This is a genomic window from Mesorhizobium sp. M1027, from assembly GCF_040318745.1.
Classification (GTDB): domain Bacteria; phylum Pseudomonadota; class Alphaproteobacteria; order Rhizobiales; family Rhizobiaceae; genus Mesorhizobium.
Genome location: NZ_JAMYMW010000004.1, coordinates 61,437 through 78,248, shown reverse-complemented (window position 1 = coordinate 78,248; position 16,812 = coordinate 61,437). Strand labels below are relative to the sequence as shown.

Annotated in this window: 17 protein-coding genes; 16 read left to right on the top strand and 1 reads right to left on the bottom strand. The window is 63.1% G+C overall.

The features are described from left to right. The first annotated feature begins 27 nt into the window (after window positions 1–27). The 14 genes from NKH50_RS09510 to dhaK all read left to right on the top strand — a co-directional run bounded on the left by NKH50_RS09510 (window position 28) and on the right by dhaK (window position 12,750). On the top strand, window positions 28–717 hold the full coding sequence (locus NKH50_RS09510; protein ID WP_352751984.1) for a PIG-L deacetylase family protein: 690 nt from the start codon (window positions 28–30) through the stop codon (window positions 715–717). 210 nt (window positions 718–927) lie between these two features. Next, window positions 928–2,259 (top strand): ABC transporter substrate-binding protein, encoded by a 1,332-nt coding sequence (locus NKH50_RS09505; protein WP_352751982.1) that lies wholly within the window; start codon window positions 928–930, stop codon window positions 2,257–2,259. A 127-nt stretch (window positions 2,260–2,386) separates the two neighbouring features. Beyond that, on the top strand, window positions 2,387–3,334 hold the full coding sequence (locus NKH50_RS09500) for a carbohydrate ABC transporter permease (RefSeq protein WP_302893612.1): 948 nt from the start codon (window positions 2,387–2,389) through the stop codon (window positions 3,332–3,334). After that, a complete protein-coding gene (locus NKH50_RS09495) occupies window positions 3,331–4,281 on the top strand; it encodes a carbohydrate ABC transporter permease (protein ID WP_254816115.1) in 951 nt (316 codons plus the stop codon). Before NKH50_RS09500 ends, NKH50_RS09495 begins: the two co-directional genes overlap by 4 nt. Further along, a complete protein-coding gene (locus NKH50_RS09490) occupies window positions 4,278–4,478 on the top strand; it encodes a hypothetical protein (RefSeq protein WP_352479849.1) in 201 nt (66 codons plus the stop codon). The genes NKH50_RS09495 and NKH50_RS09490 overlap by 4 nt, the downstream gene beginning before the upstream one ends. A gap of 3 nt (window positions 4,479–4,481) precedes the next feature. Continuing rightward, the gene (locus NKH50_RS09485; RefSeq protein WP_352878196.1) at window positions 4,482–5,594 is read left to right on the top strand and encodes an ABC transporter ATP-binding protein; all 1,113 of its coding nucleotides are present in this window, start codon (window positions 4,482–4,484) and stop codon (window positions 5,592–5,594) included. Next, complete coding sequence (locus NKH50_RS09480; RefSeq protein ID WP_352506964.1) at window positions 5,587–6,600, top strand: ABC transporter ATP-binding protein; 1,014 nt, start codon at window positions 5,587–5,589, stop codon at window positions 6,598–6,600. The genes NKH50_RS09485 and NKH50_RS09480 overlap by 8 nt, the downstream gene beginning before the upstream one ends. A 67-nt stretch (window positions 6,601–6,667) precedes the next feature. Beyond that, window positions 6,668–8,311, top strand: a complete 1,644-nt coding sequence (locus tag NKH50_RS09475; RefSeq protein ID WP_352506965.1) for a dihydroxyacetone kinase subunit DhaK — start codon at window positions 6,668–6,670, stop codon at window positions 8,309–8,311. A gap of 81 nt (window positions 8,312–8,392) precedes the next feature. Next, window positions 8,393–8,995, top strand: coding sequence for a dihydroxyacetone kinase subunit DhaL (gene dhaL / locus NKH50_RS09470; protein ID WP_352506967.1), 603 nt, complete (start codon window positions 8,393–8,395; stop codon window positions 8,993–8,995). Next, a complete protein-coding gene (gene dhaM, locus NKH50_RS09465; protein WP_352506968.1) occupies window positions 8,992–9,381 on the top strand; it encodes a dihydroxyacetone kinase phosphoryl donor subunit DhaM in 390 nt (129 codons plus the stop codon). Before dhaL ends, dhaM begins: the two co-directional genes overlap by 4 nt. Window positions 9,382–9,403: 22 nt before the next feature. After that, window positions 9,404–9,706: an HPr family phosphocarrier protein gene (locus tag NKH50_RS09460; protein ID WP_352878191.1), complete on the top strand. Its 303-nt coding sequence runs from the start codon at window positions 9,404–9,406 to the stop codon at window positions 9,704–9,706. Beyond that, entirely contained in the window at window positions 9,690–11,306 is a 1,617-nt protein-coding gene (gene ptsP, locus NKH50_RS09455; protein ID WP_352878188.1) for a phosphoenolpyruvate--protein phosphotransferase, read from the top strand. Before NKH50_RS09460 ends, ptsP begins: the two co-directional genes overlap by 17 nt. An 8-nt stretch (window positions 11,307–11,314) precedes the next feature. After that, entirely contained in the window at window positions 11,315–11,737 is a 423-nt protein-coding gene (locus NKH50_RS09450) for a hypothetical protein (protein ID WP_352479842.1), read from the top strand. Between the two features lie 26 nt (window positions 11,738–11,763). Further along, the gene (gene dhaK / locus NKH50_RS09445; protein WP_352878186.1) at window positions 11,764–12,750 is read left to right on the top strand and encodes a dihydroxyacetone kinase subunit DhaK; all 987 of its coding nucleotides are present in this window, start codon (window positions 11,764–11,766) and stop codon (window positions 12,748–12,750) included. Between the two features lie 283 nt (window positions 12,751–13,033). Here dhaK and NKH50_RS09440 read toward each other — a convergent pair whose 3' ends face one another. Beyond that, the gene (locus tag NKH50_RS09440) at window positions 13,034–13,831 is read right to left on the bottom strand and encodes a DUF2259 domain-containing protein (protein WP_352878184.1); all 798 of its coding nucleotides are present in this window, start codon (window positions 13,829–13,831) and stop codon (window positions 13,034–13,036) included. Between the two features lie 170 nt (window positions 13,832–14,001). Here NKH50_RS09440 and NKH50_RS09435 point away from each other — a divergent pair, with 170 nt between their 5' ends. Together NKH50_RS09435 and NKH50_RS09430 are read left to right on the top strand one after the other, a co-directional pair. Further along, window positions 14,002–15,909 carry a propionyl-CoA synthetase gene (locus NKH50_RS09435; RefSeq protein WP_352878182.1) on the top strand — a complete coding sequence of 636 codons (1,908 nt, stop codon included), beginning with the start codon at window positions 14,002–14,004 and terminating at the stop codon, window positions 15,907–15,909. 129 nt (window positions 15,910–16,038) lie between these two features. Continuing rightward, window positions 16,039–16,803, top strand: coding sequence for a metallophosphoesterase family protein (locus NKH50_RS09430; RefSeq protein WP_352506973.1), 765 nt, complete (start codon window positions 16,039–16,041; stop codon window positions 16,801–16,803). The last annotated feature ends 9 nt before the right edge of the window (window positions 16,804–16,812 follow it).

The following is a 16,812-nucleotide window of genomic DNA, read 5'->3' as shown; positions in this document are numbered from 1 at the left end:
GTTTTTCCGTTTCCGGGAGAGATGAGAGTGAAGATACTGGCGCTTGGCGCGCATCCGGACGACATCGAGATCTTCATGTTCGGTACGATGGCGGCCTATGCCGCGCAAGGCGCAGAACTCTTTTTTGCCATAGCCACGGATGGCACCAGGGGCGGCTATGGCGATCCGGCCGCGCTTGCCCGCACGCGCCGCAAGGAGGCGACCGCGGCGGCCGGTCTGCTTGGCGTGACGCCGCGCTTCCTCGACTTTCCCGATGGCGCGCTGGTGGCGGACGCGGCCCTGATCACGGCGCTGAAAGCAGTGATCGGCGAGATAGGGCCGGATCTGGCGATCACGCATGCGTCGAACGACTATCATGGCGACCACCGCGCGCTGTCGGATGGCGTGCGCATCGCCGCATCATTCTCGGTGCCGGTGCTGCATGCCGACACGTTCGGCGGCACCGGGTTTTCGCCAACGCACTACGTCGATACCTCCACGCATTTCGATCTCAAGGCGGAGGCGATCCGGGCGCACCAGTCGCAGGATCCCGAGCGTTTCGTCGACGCGGCGCGCACGCAGAACGCCTTTCGCGCCGGCCAGTGCAACGGCCCAGCCGGATCATTCGCCGAGGCCTTCCGCTTCGAGCCGGTCTTCCCCTTCGCCGATATCCGCGCGCTGCTGCCGCCGGCCCCAGTGATCCGACCGGTGACGGTCAGCAACAAGACGGTGACCTAGGCAGGCCGCCGCAACTTCTCACGTTGGTTCCTATCCAGCATGCTGCGGTGCAGCAACGAATTCGCTTGCGTTGTTTAGTAAAAATTGCATCACTAAACAAATTACTGAACATCTGGGCGTTGCCGCCATTGTGTTTAGGCCCCGGAGGAGAGGGGTTTAGCGGGCTCTTGAAACCGTCATCCGGACGCGTTTCGCAAATGGGAGGAAGGCATGAAATCGACCTTTAAATTGGCGTTGGGACTGGCCTCGGCACTCGTCGCGTCGACAGCCGTTTCGAACGTCGCGCAGGCAGAAGATCTGACGCTTTGCTGGGCAGCCTGGGACCCGGCCAACGCGCTTGTGGAATTATCCAAGGACTTCACCAAGGAAACCGGCATCGGCATGAAATTCGAGTTCGTGCCGTGGACCAACTATGCCGACCGCTTTCTCAATGAGCTGAATTCGCACGGCAAGCTGTGCGACTTGATCATCGGCGACAGCCAGTGGATCGGCGGCGCCGCCGAGAACGGCCATTACGTCAAGCTGAACGACTTCTTCGACAAGGAGAAGATCAGCATGGACGATTTCGTGCCGGCGACCGTCGTCGGCTATTCGGAATGGCCGAAGAACTCGCCAAATTACTGGGCGCTGCCGGCGATGGGCGACGTCGTCGGCTGGACCTACCGCAAGGACTGGTTCTCCAGGCCGGAGCTGCAGAAGGAATTCAAGGAAAAGTATGGCTGGGATCTCGGCCCGCCGACGACCTTCGACCAGCTGAAGCAGATCGCCGAATTCTTCCAGAAACGCGAGATCGACGGCAAAACCGTCTATGGCGCGTCGATCTATACCGAGCGCGGCTCGGAAGGCATCACCATGGGCGCCATGGACGTACTCTACAGCTTCGGCTTCCAGTACGAAAACCCGAAAAAGCCCTACGAGATGGAAGGCTTCGTCAACTCCGATAAATCGGTGAAGGGCCTGGAGTTCTACAAGGCGCTCTATGACTGCTGCACGCCTCCCGGCGCCTCGAACAGCTACATGGGCGAAGGCGTCGATGCCTTCAAATCCGGCCAGGTGGCGATGCACATGAACTTCGCCTTCACCTGGCCAGGCCTGCAGAAGGACGAGAATGTCGGCGGCGACAAGATAGGTTATTTCGTCAATCCCAAAGGTCCGGACGGCGACCAGTTCGCCCAGCTCGGCGGCCAGGGCATCTCGGTGGTCTCCTATTCCGACAAGCAGGAAGCCGCGCTCAAATACATCAAATGGTTCGCCAACAAGGACGTGCAGTCCAAATGGTGGTCGCTCGGCGGCTATTCCTGTCTCAACGCGGTCGTGAAGGACCCGGGCTTCCCGGCCAGCCAGCCCTACGCGCAGACCTTCCTCGACTCGATGGCCATCGTGAAAGACTTCTGGGCCGAGCCGAGCTATGCCCCGCTGCTGCAGGCATCGCAGAAGCGCTTCCACGACTATGTCGTTGCCGGGCAAGGCTTGGCCAAGGATGCCCTCGACGGCCTCGTCAAGGACTGGACCGAGGTCTTCCAGGACGATGGCAAGATGTAACCGGGCAAGATGTAACCGGCTCCTCCCGAGCCCATGACCGAACCGTCCCGTGCCGCCCTTGGCACGGGACACAGTTCAGATAAATTCCATTGTCGAGACGATCCAAGTGACCGAAGCAGGACTGACCATGCTCAATCGGACTGCGGACAGCGTTGCCCGGGCTACGCCCGAGCCGTTGGCCCGCAAGGTCCGGGGCATCAGCGACAAGGGCCTCGCCTGGCTGTTCATTTCGCCGACGATCCTGTTGCTTCTAGCCATCAACATCTTCCCGCTGTTCTGGGCGATCTATCTGTCCTTCACCAATTTTCGCGCCAATCGTCCCAATGAGGTGGTGAAGAACCTTGGGCTCGCGAACTACAAGCGCATTCTCGCCGACCAGGACATCTGGATCGCCATGCAGACGACGGCGCATTTCGTGTTCTGGACCATCCTGCTGCAGACGCTGATCGGCTTTACGCTGGCCTGGCTGATCGACCGCAAGTTCCGCGGGCACGCCTTCTGGACGACCATCATCCTGGTGCCGATGATGCTGTCGCCGGCGGTGGTCGGCAATTTCTGGCGCTTTCTCTACGAGCCGCAGATCGGGCTGTTCGCCTACGCTGTCTCGTTCGTCACCGGCATTCCGGCAACGCAGATCAGCATGCTCTCCAACGTGTCGCTGGCGCCATGGTCGATCATCATCGTCGACACTTGGATGTGGACGCCTTACGTGATGCTGATCTGCCTCGCCGGCCTGCGCTCGATCCCCGAATACATCTACGAAGCGGCCGAGGTCGACCGCGCCTCCAACTGGCGGCAGTTCTGGTCGATCACGCTGCCGATGGCGCTGCCCTTCATCATGCTGGCGGTGCTGTTCCGCGGCATCGAGAACTTCAAGATGTTCGACATGGTCAATTTGCTCACTGGCGGCGGGCCGGGATCGACCACCGAAGTGGCCTCGATCACGCTGAAGCGGCAGGCCTTCGAAAGCTGGCGGACGGGCTATTCCTCGGCCTTCGCCATCATCCTGTTCGTCGCGGTGTTCGGCCTGGCCAACATCTACGTCAAGGCACTGAACAAGGTGAAGCAGAGATGAGCCTGACGTCAGCCCATTCCGTTGTCGCACCCTCGGCCACGTCGAAGCGCGTCGCCGGCACGATCATCGTTGCCTACGCGCTGATCTCGATCGTGCCGCTGCTGTGGATCTTCGCCACCAGCTTCAAGACGCCGCCGGATTCGATCGCCTATCCGCCGAAGATCCTGTTCCAGCCGAGCCTCGAGGGCTACTGCAACTTGTTCTCGACCCGGACTCGGCAAACCCCGGAATACATCAACTCCCTGGGACCGGCGACGGGGGTCTGCGACGAGACGGTGCGCAAGCGCAACATGGTGATCGCCGGCCCGTCGAACTTCATGCCGCGCTTCGTCAATTCGCTGATCATCGCCTTCGGCTCGACGTTTTGCGCGGTGTTCCTCGGCACGCTGTCGGCCTATGGTTTTTCGCGCTTCAAGGTGCCGCTCGCCGACGACCTTCTGTTCTTCATCCTGTCGACGCGCATGATGCCGCCGATCGCGGTCGCGATTCCCATCTACCTGATGTATCGGGAGCTCGGACTGTCGGACACCGCGCTCGGCATGATCCTGCTCTACACGGCGGTCAACGTGTCGCTGGCAGTCTGGCTGCTGAAAGGCTTCATCGACGAGATCCCGCGCGAATATGAAGAGGCGGCGATGATCGACGGCTACACCAGGCTGCAGGCGTTCTGGCGCACCGTGCTGCCGCAGGCGACCACGGGCATTGCCGCGACCGCCATCTTCTGTCTGATCTTTGCCTGGAACGAATACGCCTTCGCTGCGCTGCTGACCTCGGGCACGGCGCAGACCGCGCCGCCCTTCATCCCGACCATCATCGGCGAAGGCGGCCAGGACTGGCCGGCGGTCGCGGCCGGCACGACGATCTTCCTGGTGCCGATCCTGGTCTTCACTATCCTGCTTCGCAAGCAATTGCTGCGCGGCATCACCTTCGGCGCGGTGCGCAAATGAGCCTGACCGTAAAACGCAAATCGCGCTGGCCCGTCTGGGCCAGGCGCGGACTGATGGAAAACGTCGCCACGGCGATCATCGCCATCGGCTTCCTGATGCTGTTCCAGCCCTTCGCGCTGGCGCTCTACACCTATTCGTTCGTCACCATGCTGGCCGGCACGGCGATGTTCATCATCGTCTCGAAATTTCCGGAGTAGACGATGGCTGAGATCAGGGTCGAACATCTGAGAAAGGCATTCGGCGATTTCGTCGCCGTGCAGGATTCCAACTTCGTCGTCGAGGACGGCGAATTCTTCGTCATGCTGGGGCCGTCGGGTTGCGGCAAGACGACGACGCTTCGTATGATCGCCGGGCTCGAACTGCCGACCGGCGGCAAGATCCTGCTTGGCGGCGAGGACGTCACCATGCGGCGTGCCCGCGAGCGCGACATCGCTTTTGTGTTCCAGCTGTTCGCGCTCTATCCGCACATGAATGTGAGAAAGAACATCGGTTTCCCGCTGCTGGCGCAAGGCATGCCAGGCGCTGAAATTCGGGCCAGGGTGGAAGAGACGGCGAAGCTGTTGCGGATCGACCATCTGCTCAACAAGTCGGTCTCCGGGCTAGCCGGCGGCGATCGCCAGCGCGTGGCGCTCGGCCGCGCCATCGTGCGGCGGCCAAAATGTTTCCTGATGGACGAGCCGCTCGGCACGCTCGACACCGAATTCCGCGACCTGATGGTCCATGAGCTGCGCGAATTGCACAACCGCATCCACGCCACCACCGTCTATGTCACGCATGACCAGATGGAAGCGATGTCGATGGCCGACAAGATCGCGGTGATGAACCACGGCGTGATCGAACAGTTCGGCACCCCGCGCGCGATCTATGATCGGCCGGCGACGATGTTCGTCGCCGACTTCATCGGCTCGCCGCCGATGAATTTCCTCGGCTTCGGCGGCGGCCTTTCAAAGGGCGCCAGGGAAGTTGTTGTGCAGGGCGCGAGGGTGGCCGTGCCGGAGGTGCGCGAGGATGTCGCGCCGGCCGAGATGGCGCTTGGCATCCGACCGGAGCACATCCGGTTCGACGACGCTTCGAAGCTGCGCGGAGCTATTTACGGCACGGAATATCTCGGCACCACCCAGATCGTGGCGGTGGAGACGGCAGACGGCATCATCAAGGCCAGGGTGCCGGCCGAAATCCGGCTCAATCCGGGCGATCATGTGGGCCTGGCGCTGAACAGCGCGCGGCTGTCGCTGTTCGCAAAGGGATCCGGCCGTGCGGTGCGCACCGAAATCCATGACTCGGCCTCCCAGGGGAGAGCGCATCATGGCTGACGTTCACATCAAAGGCGTGACAAAGGCTTTTGGCGAGCATGTCGCCGTCGACAATCTCGATTTGCATATCGCCGACGGGGAATTCGTCGTGCTGCTCGGGCCGACCGGCGCCGGCAAGACGACAACGCTCAGGCTGATCGCCGGGCTGGAGCGTCCGGAAGCGGGCTCGATCCATATTGCCGGCCACGACACGACGACGCTGTCGCCGGCCGAGCGCGACACCGCTTTCGTGTTCCAGCAATATTCGCTCTATCCGCATCTGTCGGTTTACGACAACCTCGCCTTTCCGCTGCGCTCGCCGGCGAGGAAAATGCCGGAGGATCAGATTCGCCGCCGCGTCGAGGACGTGGCCAAGATGGTGCGCATCCACCACAAGCTGAATAATCGCTCGACCAAACTCTCGGGCGGCGAGATGCAGCGCGTCGCTATCGGCCGCGCTTTGGTGCGCAAGCCGTCGATCTACCTGATGGACGAGCCGCTGTCGTCGCTCGACGCCAAGCTGCGCGCCGATCTCAGGCTCGAGCTGAAGCGCATACAGGCCGAACTCGGCGCCACCATGCTCTACGTCACCCATGACCAGATCGAGGCGATGACCATGGCCGACCGCATCGGCATCCTCGCCGACGGTGTGCTGGTGCAGATCGGTTCGCCGCGCACGATCTATTCTGAGCCGGCAAACCTTCACGTCGCGGCCAGGCTCGGCCAACCGGCAATCAATTTGTTGCCGGTCGGACTGCTGCCGGATGGCGGAGCGCCGGCGGGGACCAGGACAATCGGTGCGCGTACCGAACATCTTTCGATCGCGAAGGCGGCGAACGGCCATGCCGACGGCGTCGTCGATTGGGTCGAGCATCTCGGCGACCAGAACCATCTGCATGTGACGGTGGGGACCAGGAAGCTGGTGACGCTGACCGACCCCGACACCGACCTGGCGCAGGGCGACAGGATCATGATCCGCTATCGCTCGCCGCTGTATTTCGGCGCCGATGGGCGACGGCTGCTGTGAGCGCTGCGCGAGTGTTTTCCTGGCACCTTTCAACCGGCAATTTCGGGCACCGGAGTGGACCAATTCGATGAAGCATTTTTTCAATCGCAGGGATACGATCGTAACTGAGGCCCTGGACGGCTTTCTCGGCACGACCGGCACCGGCGATCTCGCCCGCCTCGACGGCTATCCCGAAATCAAGGTCGTCCTCCGTGCAGACTGGGACAAGAGCAAGGTCAGCATCATCTCCGGCGGCGGGGCCGGGCACGAACCCGCGCATGCCGGCTTCGTCGGCATGGGCATGCTCACGGCGGCGGTATCAGGCGAGATCTTTGCTTCGCCGAGCGTGGAAGCAGTATTGACGGCCATCCGCGCGGTGACCGGTCCCGCCGGGTGCCTGCTGATCGTCAAGAACTATACCGGCGATCGCCTCAACTTCGGCTTGGCCGCCGAGAAGGCGCGCGCCGAAGGCTTCCGCGTCGAGATGGTGATCGTCGCCGACGACATCGCCCTGCCTGATATTGCCCAGCCGCGCGGCGTTGCCGGCACCTTGTTCGTGCACAAGATCGCCGGCCACATGTCGGAAGCCGGCAACGATCTGTCGACGGTTGCCGCTGCTGCGCGGGCCGCGGCGGCGGATATCGTTTCCCTCGGCATATCGCTGTCATCCTGCTCGATCCCCGGTCAGAGCCATGACGAAAGATTTGGCGCCGACGACGCTGAACTCGGCCTCGGCATCCATGGCGAACCGGGCGTTGAGCGGATTGCGGTGCAAAGTGCCGAAAGGCTGGTTGCGATCATGTCGGAGCGCCTTGCCGCGCGGCTCGATCCCGCCAGCGACTACGCCTTGCTGATCAACAATCTCGGTTCGGTGCCACCGCTGGAAATGTTGCTTGTCGCCAATGCGGTGTTGACATCACCGCTGGCACGAAAGGTGACGCTGACGATCGGACCCGGGCAGCTTATGACCGCGCTCAACATGAACGGCTTTTCCTTGTCGCTGATCCGGCTCGATGCGCCGCGCGAAGCGGCGTTGAGGGCGCCGGTAGGCCCTCACGCCTGGCTGCCGGCAAGAGCCGTTCGCCAAGCCAGCGTCGTGCCGATGGCCAAAGCCGCCGGCCGGGGCAACGCGTCGAAAGCCAGCCCGGACGCACGCACCGAGCGGCTGGTGGTCGCCATCTGCGAACGGCTGATCTCGCTTGAAGGCGCGTTGAACGGACTGGACGCCAAGGCGGGAGACGGCGACACCGGATCGACTGTGGCGGCCGGTGCGCGCAGCGTGCTTGGCCGCCTTGCGGCGCTGCCGCTCGCCGACCCTGCCGCCACGCTGGCCGCCGTGGGCGACATCCTGAGTGCCAGCATGGGCGGCTCCAGCGGCGTGCTGTTGTCGATCTTCTTCACCGCCGCCGGGCAGGCGCTGGAGTCTGGCGAAACGCTTCCCAAGGCGCTTCTCGCCGGCCTCGATCGGATGTCCTTCTATGGTGGAGCGAGGATGGGCGATCGCACGATGGTCGATGCCTTGGAACCCGCCTTGAAGGCGCTGGATAGCGGCAGTCTGGAGGATGCGGCGGTCGCGGCGCGACGCGGCGCCGAGGCCACCGCTGCCATGCGCAAGGCCAAGGCCGGGCGGTCCGCCTATATTGGCAGCCAGCTCGACGGCGTGGTCGACCCCGGCGCCTTTGCCGTCGCCGAGGTCTTCACGGCCCTCGCTGCGTTGCTCGAACCCGCTTGACTGGGGAAAAGAATGCTTCAATTGCCGGATATGCAATTTTCTCGTACTGCCGGCAGCGTAGGGGCCAGGAGCATGGGTGATATGGCGGCAGCGGATATTTCCAGGCTGATCGAGGCGGCGGCAAACACCATCGCCGCCCATGCCGAAGAGCTGACCAGGCTCGACCAGGCCATCGGCGACGGCGACCATGGGCTCAACATGAAACGCGGCTTCGAGGCCGTGCGGGCCGAGGCCGGCGTGTTTGCGGCAAAGCCGTTGCCCGAGGCGCTGAAGGCGATCGGCACCAAACTGGTGATGACCGTCGGCGGAGCCTCCGGTCCCTTGTTCGGCACGCTGTTCATGGTGCTCGGCAAGGAGATTCCCGCGGCGCCGGATCGCGCCGATCTGGCGGCGGCCTTCGGCAAGGCGATTGAAGCAGTGGCCGCCAGAGGCAAGTCGCAGGCCGGGCAAAAAACCATGCTCGACGTGCTGCAGCCGGTGCACGAGGCCCTGCTGCAGGGAAAGGCGGCAGCGGACATCGCCGAGATCGCCGACAACGCAGCCGACGCGACTGTGCCGATGAAGGCGCTGCGTGGGCGCGCCTCCTTCCTTGGCGACCGTTCGATCGGTCATATGGATGCCGGCGCACGCTCGACCGCGCTTCTGGTGCGGGCCGTAGCCGAAGCAATCGAGAGGCGCGCATGAGCAATGTCGGCATCGTCATCGTCTCGCATTCGCCGCTGGTCGCCGAAGGCACCGCCGACATGGTGCGGCAGATGGTCGGCAACGAAGTGCCGCTTGCATGGTGCGGCGGAAACGGCCATGGCGGGCTGGGAACCAATGTCGAGGCGATCATAGGTGCCATCGACAAGGCCTGGTCGGAGGCGGGTGTCGCGATCCTCGTTGATCTCGGAGGTGCCGAGACCAATAGCGAGATGGCGATCGAGATGATCGGCGAACCACGCGCCCAGAAGATCGTCGTCTGCAATGCGCCGATCGTCGAAGGCGCGGTGATGGCGGCGACCGAGGCTTCCGGCGGCGCCTCGCTCAGGGAAGTGGTGGCGACGGCGCACGAATTGTCGCCGTCGTGAACGAACGGGAATTTTGACAAGCATGTCCGCAGCAGCCGAAGCCAGCGTCCTGATCACCCATGAGGTGGGGCTGCATGCGCGTCCTTCGGTGAAGTTCACCAAGCTTGCCAAGACGTTTTCGGCCGACGTCGAGATTGCGCTCGCCGCCAACGGGCCATGGTTCGACGCCAAGAGCATCGTCAAGGTGATGGCTGCGAAAGCGCCGAAAGGCACTGTCCTGCACATCAGAGCCAAAGGGGACGGCGCCGGCGAGGCGGTCGGAGCACTGGTCGAGCTGGTGCGCCGCGATTTCGACGAAGGCAAGGACCATGCCCGAATCGCTTAGGCTGCAGGGCATTTCGGCATCGGCCGGCTATGCCGAGGGGCCGCTGTTCGATCTGGACCAGGCTGCTGTGCGTTATGTCCGCAAGGCGACTGCCGCGGGCGAGAAGGCGGCGCTTGAGGCCGCCATCTCCATTGCCGCGGGCCGGCTCGCGACATTGATCGAAAGCAGCGACAGCGAGGCGGCCGCCATCCTCGAATTCCAGCTCGCCATGCTGGAGGACGACGCGCTGACCGGCCCGGCCTTTGCGCGAATTGCCGAGGGCATGGCTGCTGATGTGGCTTGGCGAAAAGCGCTCGACGCCGAGATAGCCGGCTATGAAACATCCGAGCAGGACTATTTCCGGGCGCGCGCCGCCGACATGCGCGATATACGCGACCAGGTGCTGCGCGCGCTGACCGGGGGCGGCGACATTGCGCCGCCGGCGGGTGCGATCTTCTACGGCGAGGATATCGCACCGACGCGCTTCCTCGAAACCGACTGGAGTGCAGGCGGCGGCATAGCACTTACGGCAGGAAGTGCCGCAAGTCATGTCGCAATGCTGGCACGCTCACGCGGCGTGCCCATGGTGGTGGGGCTTGGGCTCATGGAGCGTGGGCTGGCCAGGCCAGGTGCTTCGCCGGCTCACCTTACCGGAATCGCACTGCTCGATGCCGAACATGGTGGCATCGTGTTGGCGCCTTCGAAAGCGGAGATCGCCATATTCCGGCGATCGTCGTCGTCTTTCGCGGCGCATCGCGGCAAAGCGGCAGCCTATCTGACAAGGCCGGCGGCAACGAAGACCGGCATAGCGGTCCGCGTGCAGGTGAATATCGCCGATCCGTCCGATGTCGACAGCATCGATGCTGCGGCGTGCGACGGTGTCGGGCTGATGCGGACCGAATTCCTGTTCGGCAAGACGCTGCCGGGCGAGGAGACGCAATATCGCGCCTACCGCAAAGTGCTGGAATGGGCAGGCGAGAGGCCGGTGACGATCCGTACTGTCGATGCGGGCGGCGATAAGCCTGTGCCGGGCCTCACCGTCGAAGAAGGTAATCCGTTCCTTGGCCTGCGCGGCATCAGGCTGTCGCTGATGCGTCCGGAGGTCTTTCGTGTGCAGATCCGCGCCTTGCTACGTGCCGCCATGCACGGCAATTTGAAGGTGATGTTCCCGATGATCGCCGTTCCGGAAGAGTATGAACACGCCACCGCGCTGTTCGCGGAGGAGCAGGCTGACCTTTTGGCGCGCGGCATCGCGCACAAAATGCCGCCGCTTGGCATCATGGTCGAGGTGCCGTCGGTGGCCATCGCACCGGAGGCATTCGCCAAGGCCGCCTTCTTCTCGATCGGTTCGAATGATTTGACCCAATACGTGATGGCGGCCGCGCGCGACAATGCGTCGGTCGCACATCTGAATTCCGTCAGGCACCCGGCCGTGCTCCGGCTGATCGCCTCCGTTGCGGCCTTCGGCCGCGGGCATAATATCCCGGTCAGCCTGTGTGGCGATGCCGGCGGCGACCCCGCCTCGATCCCGGCGCTGCTCGAAACCGGCCTGCGTGACCTCTCCGTCGCTCCCGCCCAACTCGCGATGGCCAAGGCGGCCATCGCGGACGTTTCGATCTAGGCCCCGGCATGGCTGACAAGGCGTCGCAATCCGGCCCCGAAGAGGCGATCCGCGCCTACAAGACGATCCTGTCGCAGGTGATCGACCAGCGCCCGTCCGGCATGCGCCAGCGCCTCGCCGACGCGCTTGGAAAACACCGCAGCTTCGTCACGCAGATTTCAAGCCCAGCCTACTCGACGCCGATCCCGTCGAAGCATTTGCCGGCTATCTTCTCCGTCTGCCATTTCAGCCCGGTCGAACGCGATCATTTCCTTGAGGCCTACCATCGGGCGCATCCGGGAAAGATGTCGCTGGCCGCAGGCATGCGCAAGACACGTCATGTCTCGCTGATCGTTCCCGATTTCGGCGACGACAAGCAGAACGCGGCGCTCGACCGGGCGGTCAACGATTTCATCCAGAAGATCACCAGCATCGCCGGCAAGGGCAGCTGACGCTGGGCTATTTCGGGAGGACAGCCATGAAGAAATTTCTGAATTCGGTCGATACGGTGCTGACCGAGAGCCTCGACGGCTTCGTTGCAGCGCATGCCGATATCCTGGCGCTTGGCGAGGAACACAAATTCATCCGCCGCAAGCTGCTCAAGCCGGGCAAGGTGGCGCTGATCTCCGGCGGCGGCTCGGGTCACGAGCCGCTGCATGGTGGGTTCGTCGGGCACGGCATGCTGGATGCCGCCTGCCCCGGCCAGGTATTCACCTCGCCGACGCCTGACCAGGTGATGGCGGCGGCCGAAGTCGTCAATACGGGCGCCGGCTGCCTGTTCATCGTCAAGAACTACGAGGGCGACGTGATGAATTTCGACATGGCCGCTGAAATGTCGGAAGGCGTGATGCAAATCGTGACCAATGACGACGTCGCGGTCGAAAACTCGTCCTACACCACCGGCCGGCGCGGCGTCGCCGGTACGCTGGTGGTCGAGAAAATCGTCGGCGCGGCGGCCGAAGAAGGCATGCCACTGGAGCCCTTGAAGGCGCTCGGCGAGCGCGTCAACGGCGCGACGCGCTCGATGGGCGTGGCGCTGACCAGTTGCACCGTGCCGGCGGCGGGCAAGCCGACCTTCGATATCGGCGACGGCGAGATGGAGTTCGGGGTCGGCATCCATGGCGAGCCCGGAAGGCGGCGCGACACATTGAAAAGCGCCGACGCCATCACCGACGAGATCTGTACCGCAATCCTGGGTGACCTGGGCGACGGTGCCAGAGGCCAGGCGCTGCTCTTCGTCAACGGCTTTGGCGGCACACCGTTGATGGAGCTTTACCTGATGTACAACAGCGCCCGCAAAATCTTCGAGAAGCACGGCGTCACAGTAACCCGGTCGCTGGTCGGGTCCTATGTTACCTCCCTCGACATGGCCGGCTGTTCGATCACGCTGAGCATGCTCGACGACGAGGCGGCTGTTTGGTGGGATGCACCGGTACATACGGCCGCGCTGCGCTGGGGCATGTAGCGGCGGAGAATGCCCTAGAAATAGTCGGTGATAGGACCGACATCGGCAACGCCGCGTACCGTCAGACAGTTGCCCTCCTCACCCTGCGTAAGATAAAGAATCTGCGGGTTTGGGGAGTTCGATCATGCGTTACAATTGGGATCGGGCGCCGACGGGTTTCGAGCGCCATGGAAAGATGCTGGCAGCCGCCTTGCTGATCGTCGGCGGGGTCGGACTTATGCTCGCTGCCCTCCCGCTTTAGGGACAACAACTCGGGTAGCGGACTACTTCCGTGCGCGTTGCCTCAGTGCACCTGGCCTGTCACGGCGAGAAAACGGCGGTCACGCCCTTCAAATCCCTGGCTGAAGCGCTGCACGAGCACGACAACCACGCCCGCTTTGCCGTCTGGGGTGAAGGTGTAGGATTCCGACAGGCTATAGGAGGTCGGGCAATTCCTCGAACCGGGTACAGTCCTGTCCTCGTGCAACACCTTGATCGGATGGCCGTCCTGGCCCTGCAGCGTCAGGCGAAAGCCGAGCGCCTTGCCGGTCATCTCGCCCTGCTGTGCCCCGTCGAAACTCGCTGAACAATCCGCCGTGCTATCGGCAAGAATCTGCTCGAGCTGAATGGTCGAGATGCCAAGCTCGTCATAGGTCGGCGAAAGCCATTGTTGCGAAACCTGCTCGAGGCGCGCAATGTCGTTGTAGGCGACCATGTCCTCGGGAAAGGTGAACTTGTCGAAGCCAGTCCGTTCGCCACGCGGCGCTATGTAATATTTGGCCAGCAAGGGCGCCGCCTGCCCCGCGGCCTGTGCCCTCGCCTGCGCAAGTGTCAGCGTCGAATCCTCCGTCTCGTCGACGATGAGGATCGGCTTGCCGCCGACAAACTGATCGGTGCGGGTGTCGATGATGTCGATCTCCGACCAGCCCGAATCCGAAGCACCAGCGTCGAGCGTGCCATACTGCTCGAAGGCGAAATAGTTGCCGTCGGGCGAAAAGCCGATGATACGCCGTGCCGCCGCATCGCTGGCCTGAGCAGCTGAAGCGAGCACCACCGCCAGCGTCGCAACCGCGGCAAACCCAAGCTCATATCGCAATTTCATCGCGCCCTGCCCCTAATGCCGAAAATTCGAACGATACCGGCCCCCAGACCACCATGACCCGCACTTGCGGCCAAGTTAGAACGACAGCAAACGAAACGCACAAATACATGGTTACACAAACCAGCATACGCTATTTCAAGGACAGCAAACATTCCTGGGGAGGAAGCTGGATGGCGTCACGCTACCACGAGGTTTATGACGGCTGGAAACGCGACCCGGAAAAGTTCTGGGCCGATGCCGCGGGCGCTATCGACTGGTTCTCGCCCTTCGAGACCGTGTTCGACGCCAATGCCGGTGTCTATGGCCGGTGGTTCAACGGCGCTTCCTGCAACACCTGCTTCAATGCCGTCGACCGCCACGTGGCGGGCGGCCGTGCCGACCAGATCGCGTTGATCCATGACAGCGCGATTTCGGGCACAATCAGGAAATTCACCTATGCCGAGTTGAAGCGCGAGGTGGTCGCGCTGACCTCGGTGCTCAAGAATCGTGGCATCCAAAAAGGCGATCGCGTCATCATCTACATGCCGATGGTGCCGGAAGCAGCCTTCGCCATGCTTGCCTGTGCGCGGATCGGCGCCGTACATTCGGTGGTCTTCGGCGGCTTTGCCTCGCATGAGCTCGCCACCCGCATCGACGATGCCAAGCCGAAGCTGATCATCTCCGCTTCCTGCGGCCTGGAGCCAGGGCGCGTCGTCGCCTATAAGCCGCTGCTCGACAAAGCGATCGAGATGTCGCGGCACAAGCCCGAAGCCTGCCTCATCCTGCAGCGCGACCAATTGCGCTGCGAGTTCAGGGAAAATCACGATATCGACTATGCCGACGCCGTGGCGCGTGAGCGGGCCGCCGGCGCCAATGTCGACTGTGTTCCGGTGCTTGCCACCGATCCGCTCTACATCATCTACACGTCGGGCACGACCGGCCAGCCGAAAGGCATCGTGCGCGACAATGGCGGCCATATGGTCGCGCTGAAATGGTCGATGGAAAACGAGTTCGGCGTCAAGCCGGGCGAAGTGTTTTGGGCGGCTTCCGATGTCGGCTGGGTGGTCGGCCATTCCTACATCGTCTACGGCCCGCTGCTGCATGGCTGCACGACCGTGCTGTTCGAGGGCAAGCCGGTCGGCACGCCCGATGCCGGCACCTATTGGCGGGTGATTGCCGAGCACGGCGTCGTCGCGCTGTTCACCGCGCCAACCGCCTTTCGCGCCATCAAGGGACAGGACCCGAAGGGCGAATTCGTCCCGAAATACGACCTGTCCAAATTCCGCACGCTGTTCCTCGCCGGCGAGCGCGCCGATCCGGAAACCATCAAATGGGCGGAGCAGAAATTGAACGTGCCGGTGATCGACCATTGGTGGCAAACCGAGACCGGCTCGCCGATGACCATCAACCCCGCCGGGCTGGGCCTGCTGCCGGTCAAATACGGCTCGCCCGGCGTGCCGATGCCCGGCTATGACATCCGCGTGCTCGACGATGCCGGGCATGAGGTCAAGCGTGGTACGCTTGGCAATGTCGTGGTGAAATTGCCATTGCCCCCCGGCTGCCTGCCGACGCTGTGGGATGCCGACGAGCGGTTTCGCCAAGCCTATCTCGAGGAGTTCCCCGGCTTCTACAAAACCGCGGATGCCGGCATGATGGACGAGGACCGCTATCTCTATGTCATGGCCCGCACCGACGACATCATCAATGTCGCCGGCCACCGGCTCTCGACCGGCGCCATGGAGGAGGTGCTGGCCGCGCATCCCGACGTCGCCGAATGCGCCGTCGTCGGCATTGCCGATGCGATGAAAGGCCAGGTTCCGCTCGGCTTCGTCGTGCTGAATGCGGGCGTCGACCGCGATGCAGGGATCATCGAGAGCGAGGTGGTTACGCTGGTGCGCGAACGGATCGGCCCTGTCGCAGCTTTCAAGACGGTAGTGACGATCAAGCGCCTGCCGAAGACGCGCTCCGGCAAGATCCTGCGCGGCACCATGCAGAAGATCGCCGACAAGGAAGAATGGAGTATGCCCGCGACGATCGACGATCCCGCCATCCTCGACGAGATCACCGCCGCGCTGAAGGGCCGCGGGATCGGCCTGTAAGAACGCCGAAGCCGAGTTGCGTTCGAAGCTCCGGTATGGAACGACCGGTGCCAGACATGGTATCCACGCGCTGCGTCGCCATGTTGTTTCGAGATCGAGGCGCATTCACAGCCATACGGGACGCCATTCGTGACCTTGTTCCAGCGATCGAGAAACACCCGGACCGCGGCGCGCCAGCGGCTCGAGATCGATATCCGGGACTCAGTCGTCTACGCGATCGGCGACGTGCATGGCTGCTATAAGGAGCTTCGCTCCCTGGAGCAGAACATCCTGCTCGATTCTGCGTCTTTCGAGGGGCGCAAGCTCATCATCATGCTTGGCGACTACGTCGATCGTGGCCCGCAGTCGGCGCGCGTGCTCGATCATCTGCTGGCGCCGCCACTCCAAGGCTTCCAGCGTATCTGCCTTGCCGGTAACCACGAAGTCGTGATGCTGAACTATCTCGACGGGATCATTTCGAGAGAGTCGTGGCTGGCGATAGGCGGCCTGCAAACGCTGTTTTCCTACGGCGTCGACCCGGACCGCATGGCCGATCTCTACGGTTCAAACGAGGAGGTCGACGGGCGCATTCGGGAGATCATTCCCGCCGACCACGTCAGTTTCATGCGTGCGCTGCCGGTCATGGTCTGTTCGGCGAAATTCGTATTCGTTCATGCCGGCATCAGGCCGGGCATCGACCTCGCCGCACAAGACGAGGACGACCTGCTCAACATCCGCTCGGAGTTCTTCGAAGCCGCGCATCTTCTCGACCGCTATGTGGTGCACGGGCATACGCCGGTCGAGCTTCCGAAGCTCGAGGGACGCCGGCTTGGCATCGACACGGGCGCCTTCCAAAGCGGCCGGCTGACCGCAGTCAGGATCGCCGACAAACGCGCCAGGCTGATATTTTCCTGAGCGCGATAT

What these genes read in the sequence shown, in the direction of transcription:
- NKH50_RS09505 (WP_352751982.1), top strand. Translation starts at nt 928, where the DNA reads ATGAAATCGACCTTTAAATTGGCGTTGGGACTGGCCTCGGCACTCGTC.
- NKH50_RS09500 (WP_302893612.1), top strand. Translation starts at nt 2,387, where the DNA reads ATGCTCAATCGGACTGCGGACAGCGTTGCCCGGGCTACGCCCGAGCCG.
- NKH50_RS09495 (WP_254816115.1), top strand. Translation starts at nt 3,331, where the DNA reads ATGAGCCTGACGTCAGCCCATTCCGTTGTCGCACCCTCGGCCACGTCG.
- NKH50_RS09490 (WP_352479849.1), top strand. Translation starts at nt 4,278, where the DNA reads ATGAGCCTGACCGTAAAACGCAAATCGCGCTGGCCCGTCTGGGCCAGG.
- NKH50_RS09485 (WP_352878196.1), top strand. Translation starts at nt 4,482, where the DNA reads ATGGCTGAGATCAGGGTCGAACATCTGAGAAAGGCATTCGGCGATTTC.
- NKH50_RS09480 (WP_352506964.1), top strand. Translation starts at nt 5,587, where the DNA reads ATGGCTGACGTTCACATCAAAGGCGTGACAAAGGCTTTTGGCGAGCAT.
- NKH50_RS09475 (WP_352506965.1), top strand. Translation starts at nt 6,668, where the DNA reads ATGAAGCATTTTTTCAATCGCAGGGATACGATCGTAACTGAGGCCCTG.
- dhaL (WP_352506967.1), top strand. Translation starts at nt 8,393, where the DNA reads ATGGCGGCAGCGGATATTTCCAGGCTGATCGAGGCGGCGGCAAACACC.
- dhaM (WP_352506968.1), top strand. Translation starts at nt 8,992, where the DNA reads ATGAGCAATGTCGGCATCGTCATCGTCTCGCATTCGCCGCTGGTCGCC.
- NKH50_RS09460 (WP_352878191.1), top strand. Translation starts at nt 9,404, where the DNA reads ATGTCCGCAGCAGCCGAAGCCAGCGTCCTGATCACCCATGAGGTGGGG.
- ptsP (WP_352878188.1), top strand. Translation starts at nt 9,690, where the DNA reads ATGCCCGAATCGCTTAGGCTGCAGGGCATTTCGGCATCGGCCGGCTAT.
- NKH50_RS09450 (WP_352479842.1), top strand. Translation starts at nt 11,315, where the DNA reads ATGGCTGACAAGGCGTCGCAATCCGGCCCCGAAGAGGCGATCCGCGCC.
- dhaK (WP_352878186.1), top strand. Translation starts at nt 11,764, where the DNA reads ATGAAGAAATTTCTGAATTCGGTCGATACGGTGCTGACCGAGAGCCTC.
- NKH50_RS09440 (WP_352878184.1), bottom strand. Translation starts at nt 13,831, where the DNA reads ATGAAATTGCGATATGAGCTTGGGTTTGCCGCGGTTGCGACGCTGGCG.
- NKH50_RS09435 (WP_352878182.1), top strand. Translation starts at nt 14,002, where the DNA reads ATGGCGTCACGCTACCACGAGGTTTATGACGGCTGGAAACGCGACCCG.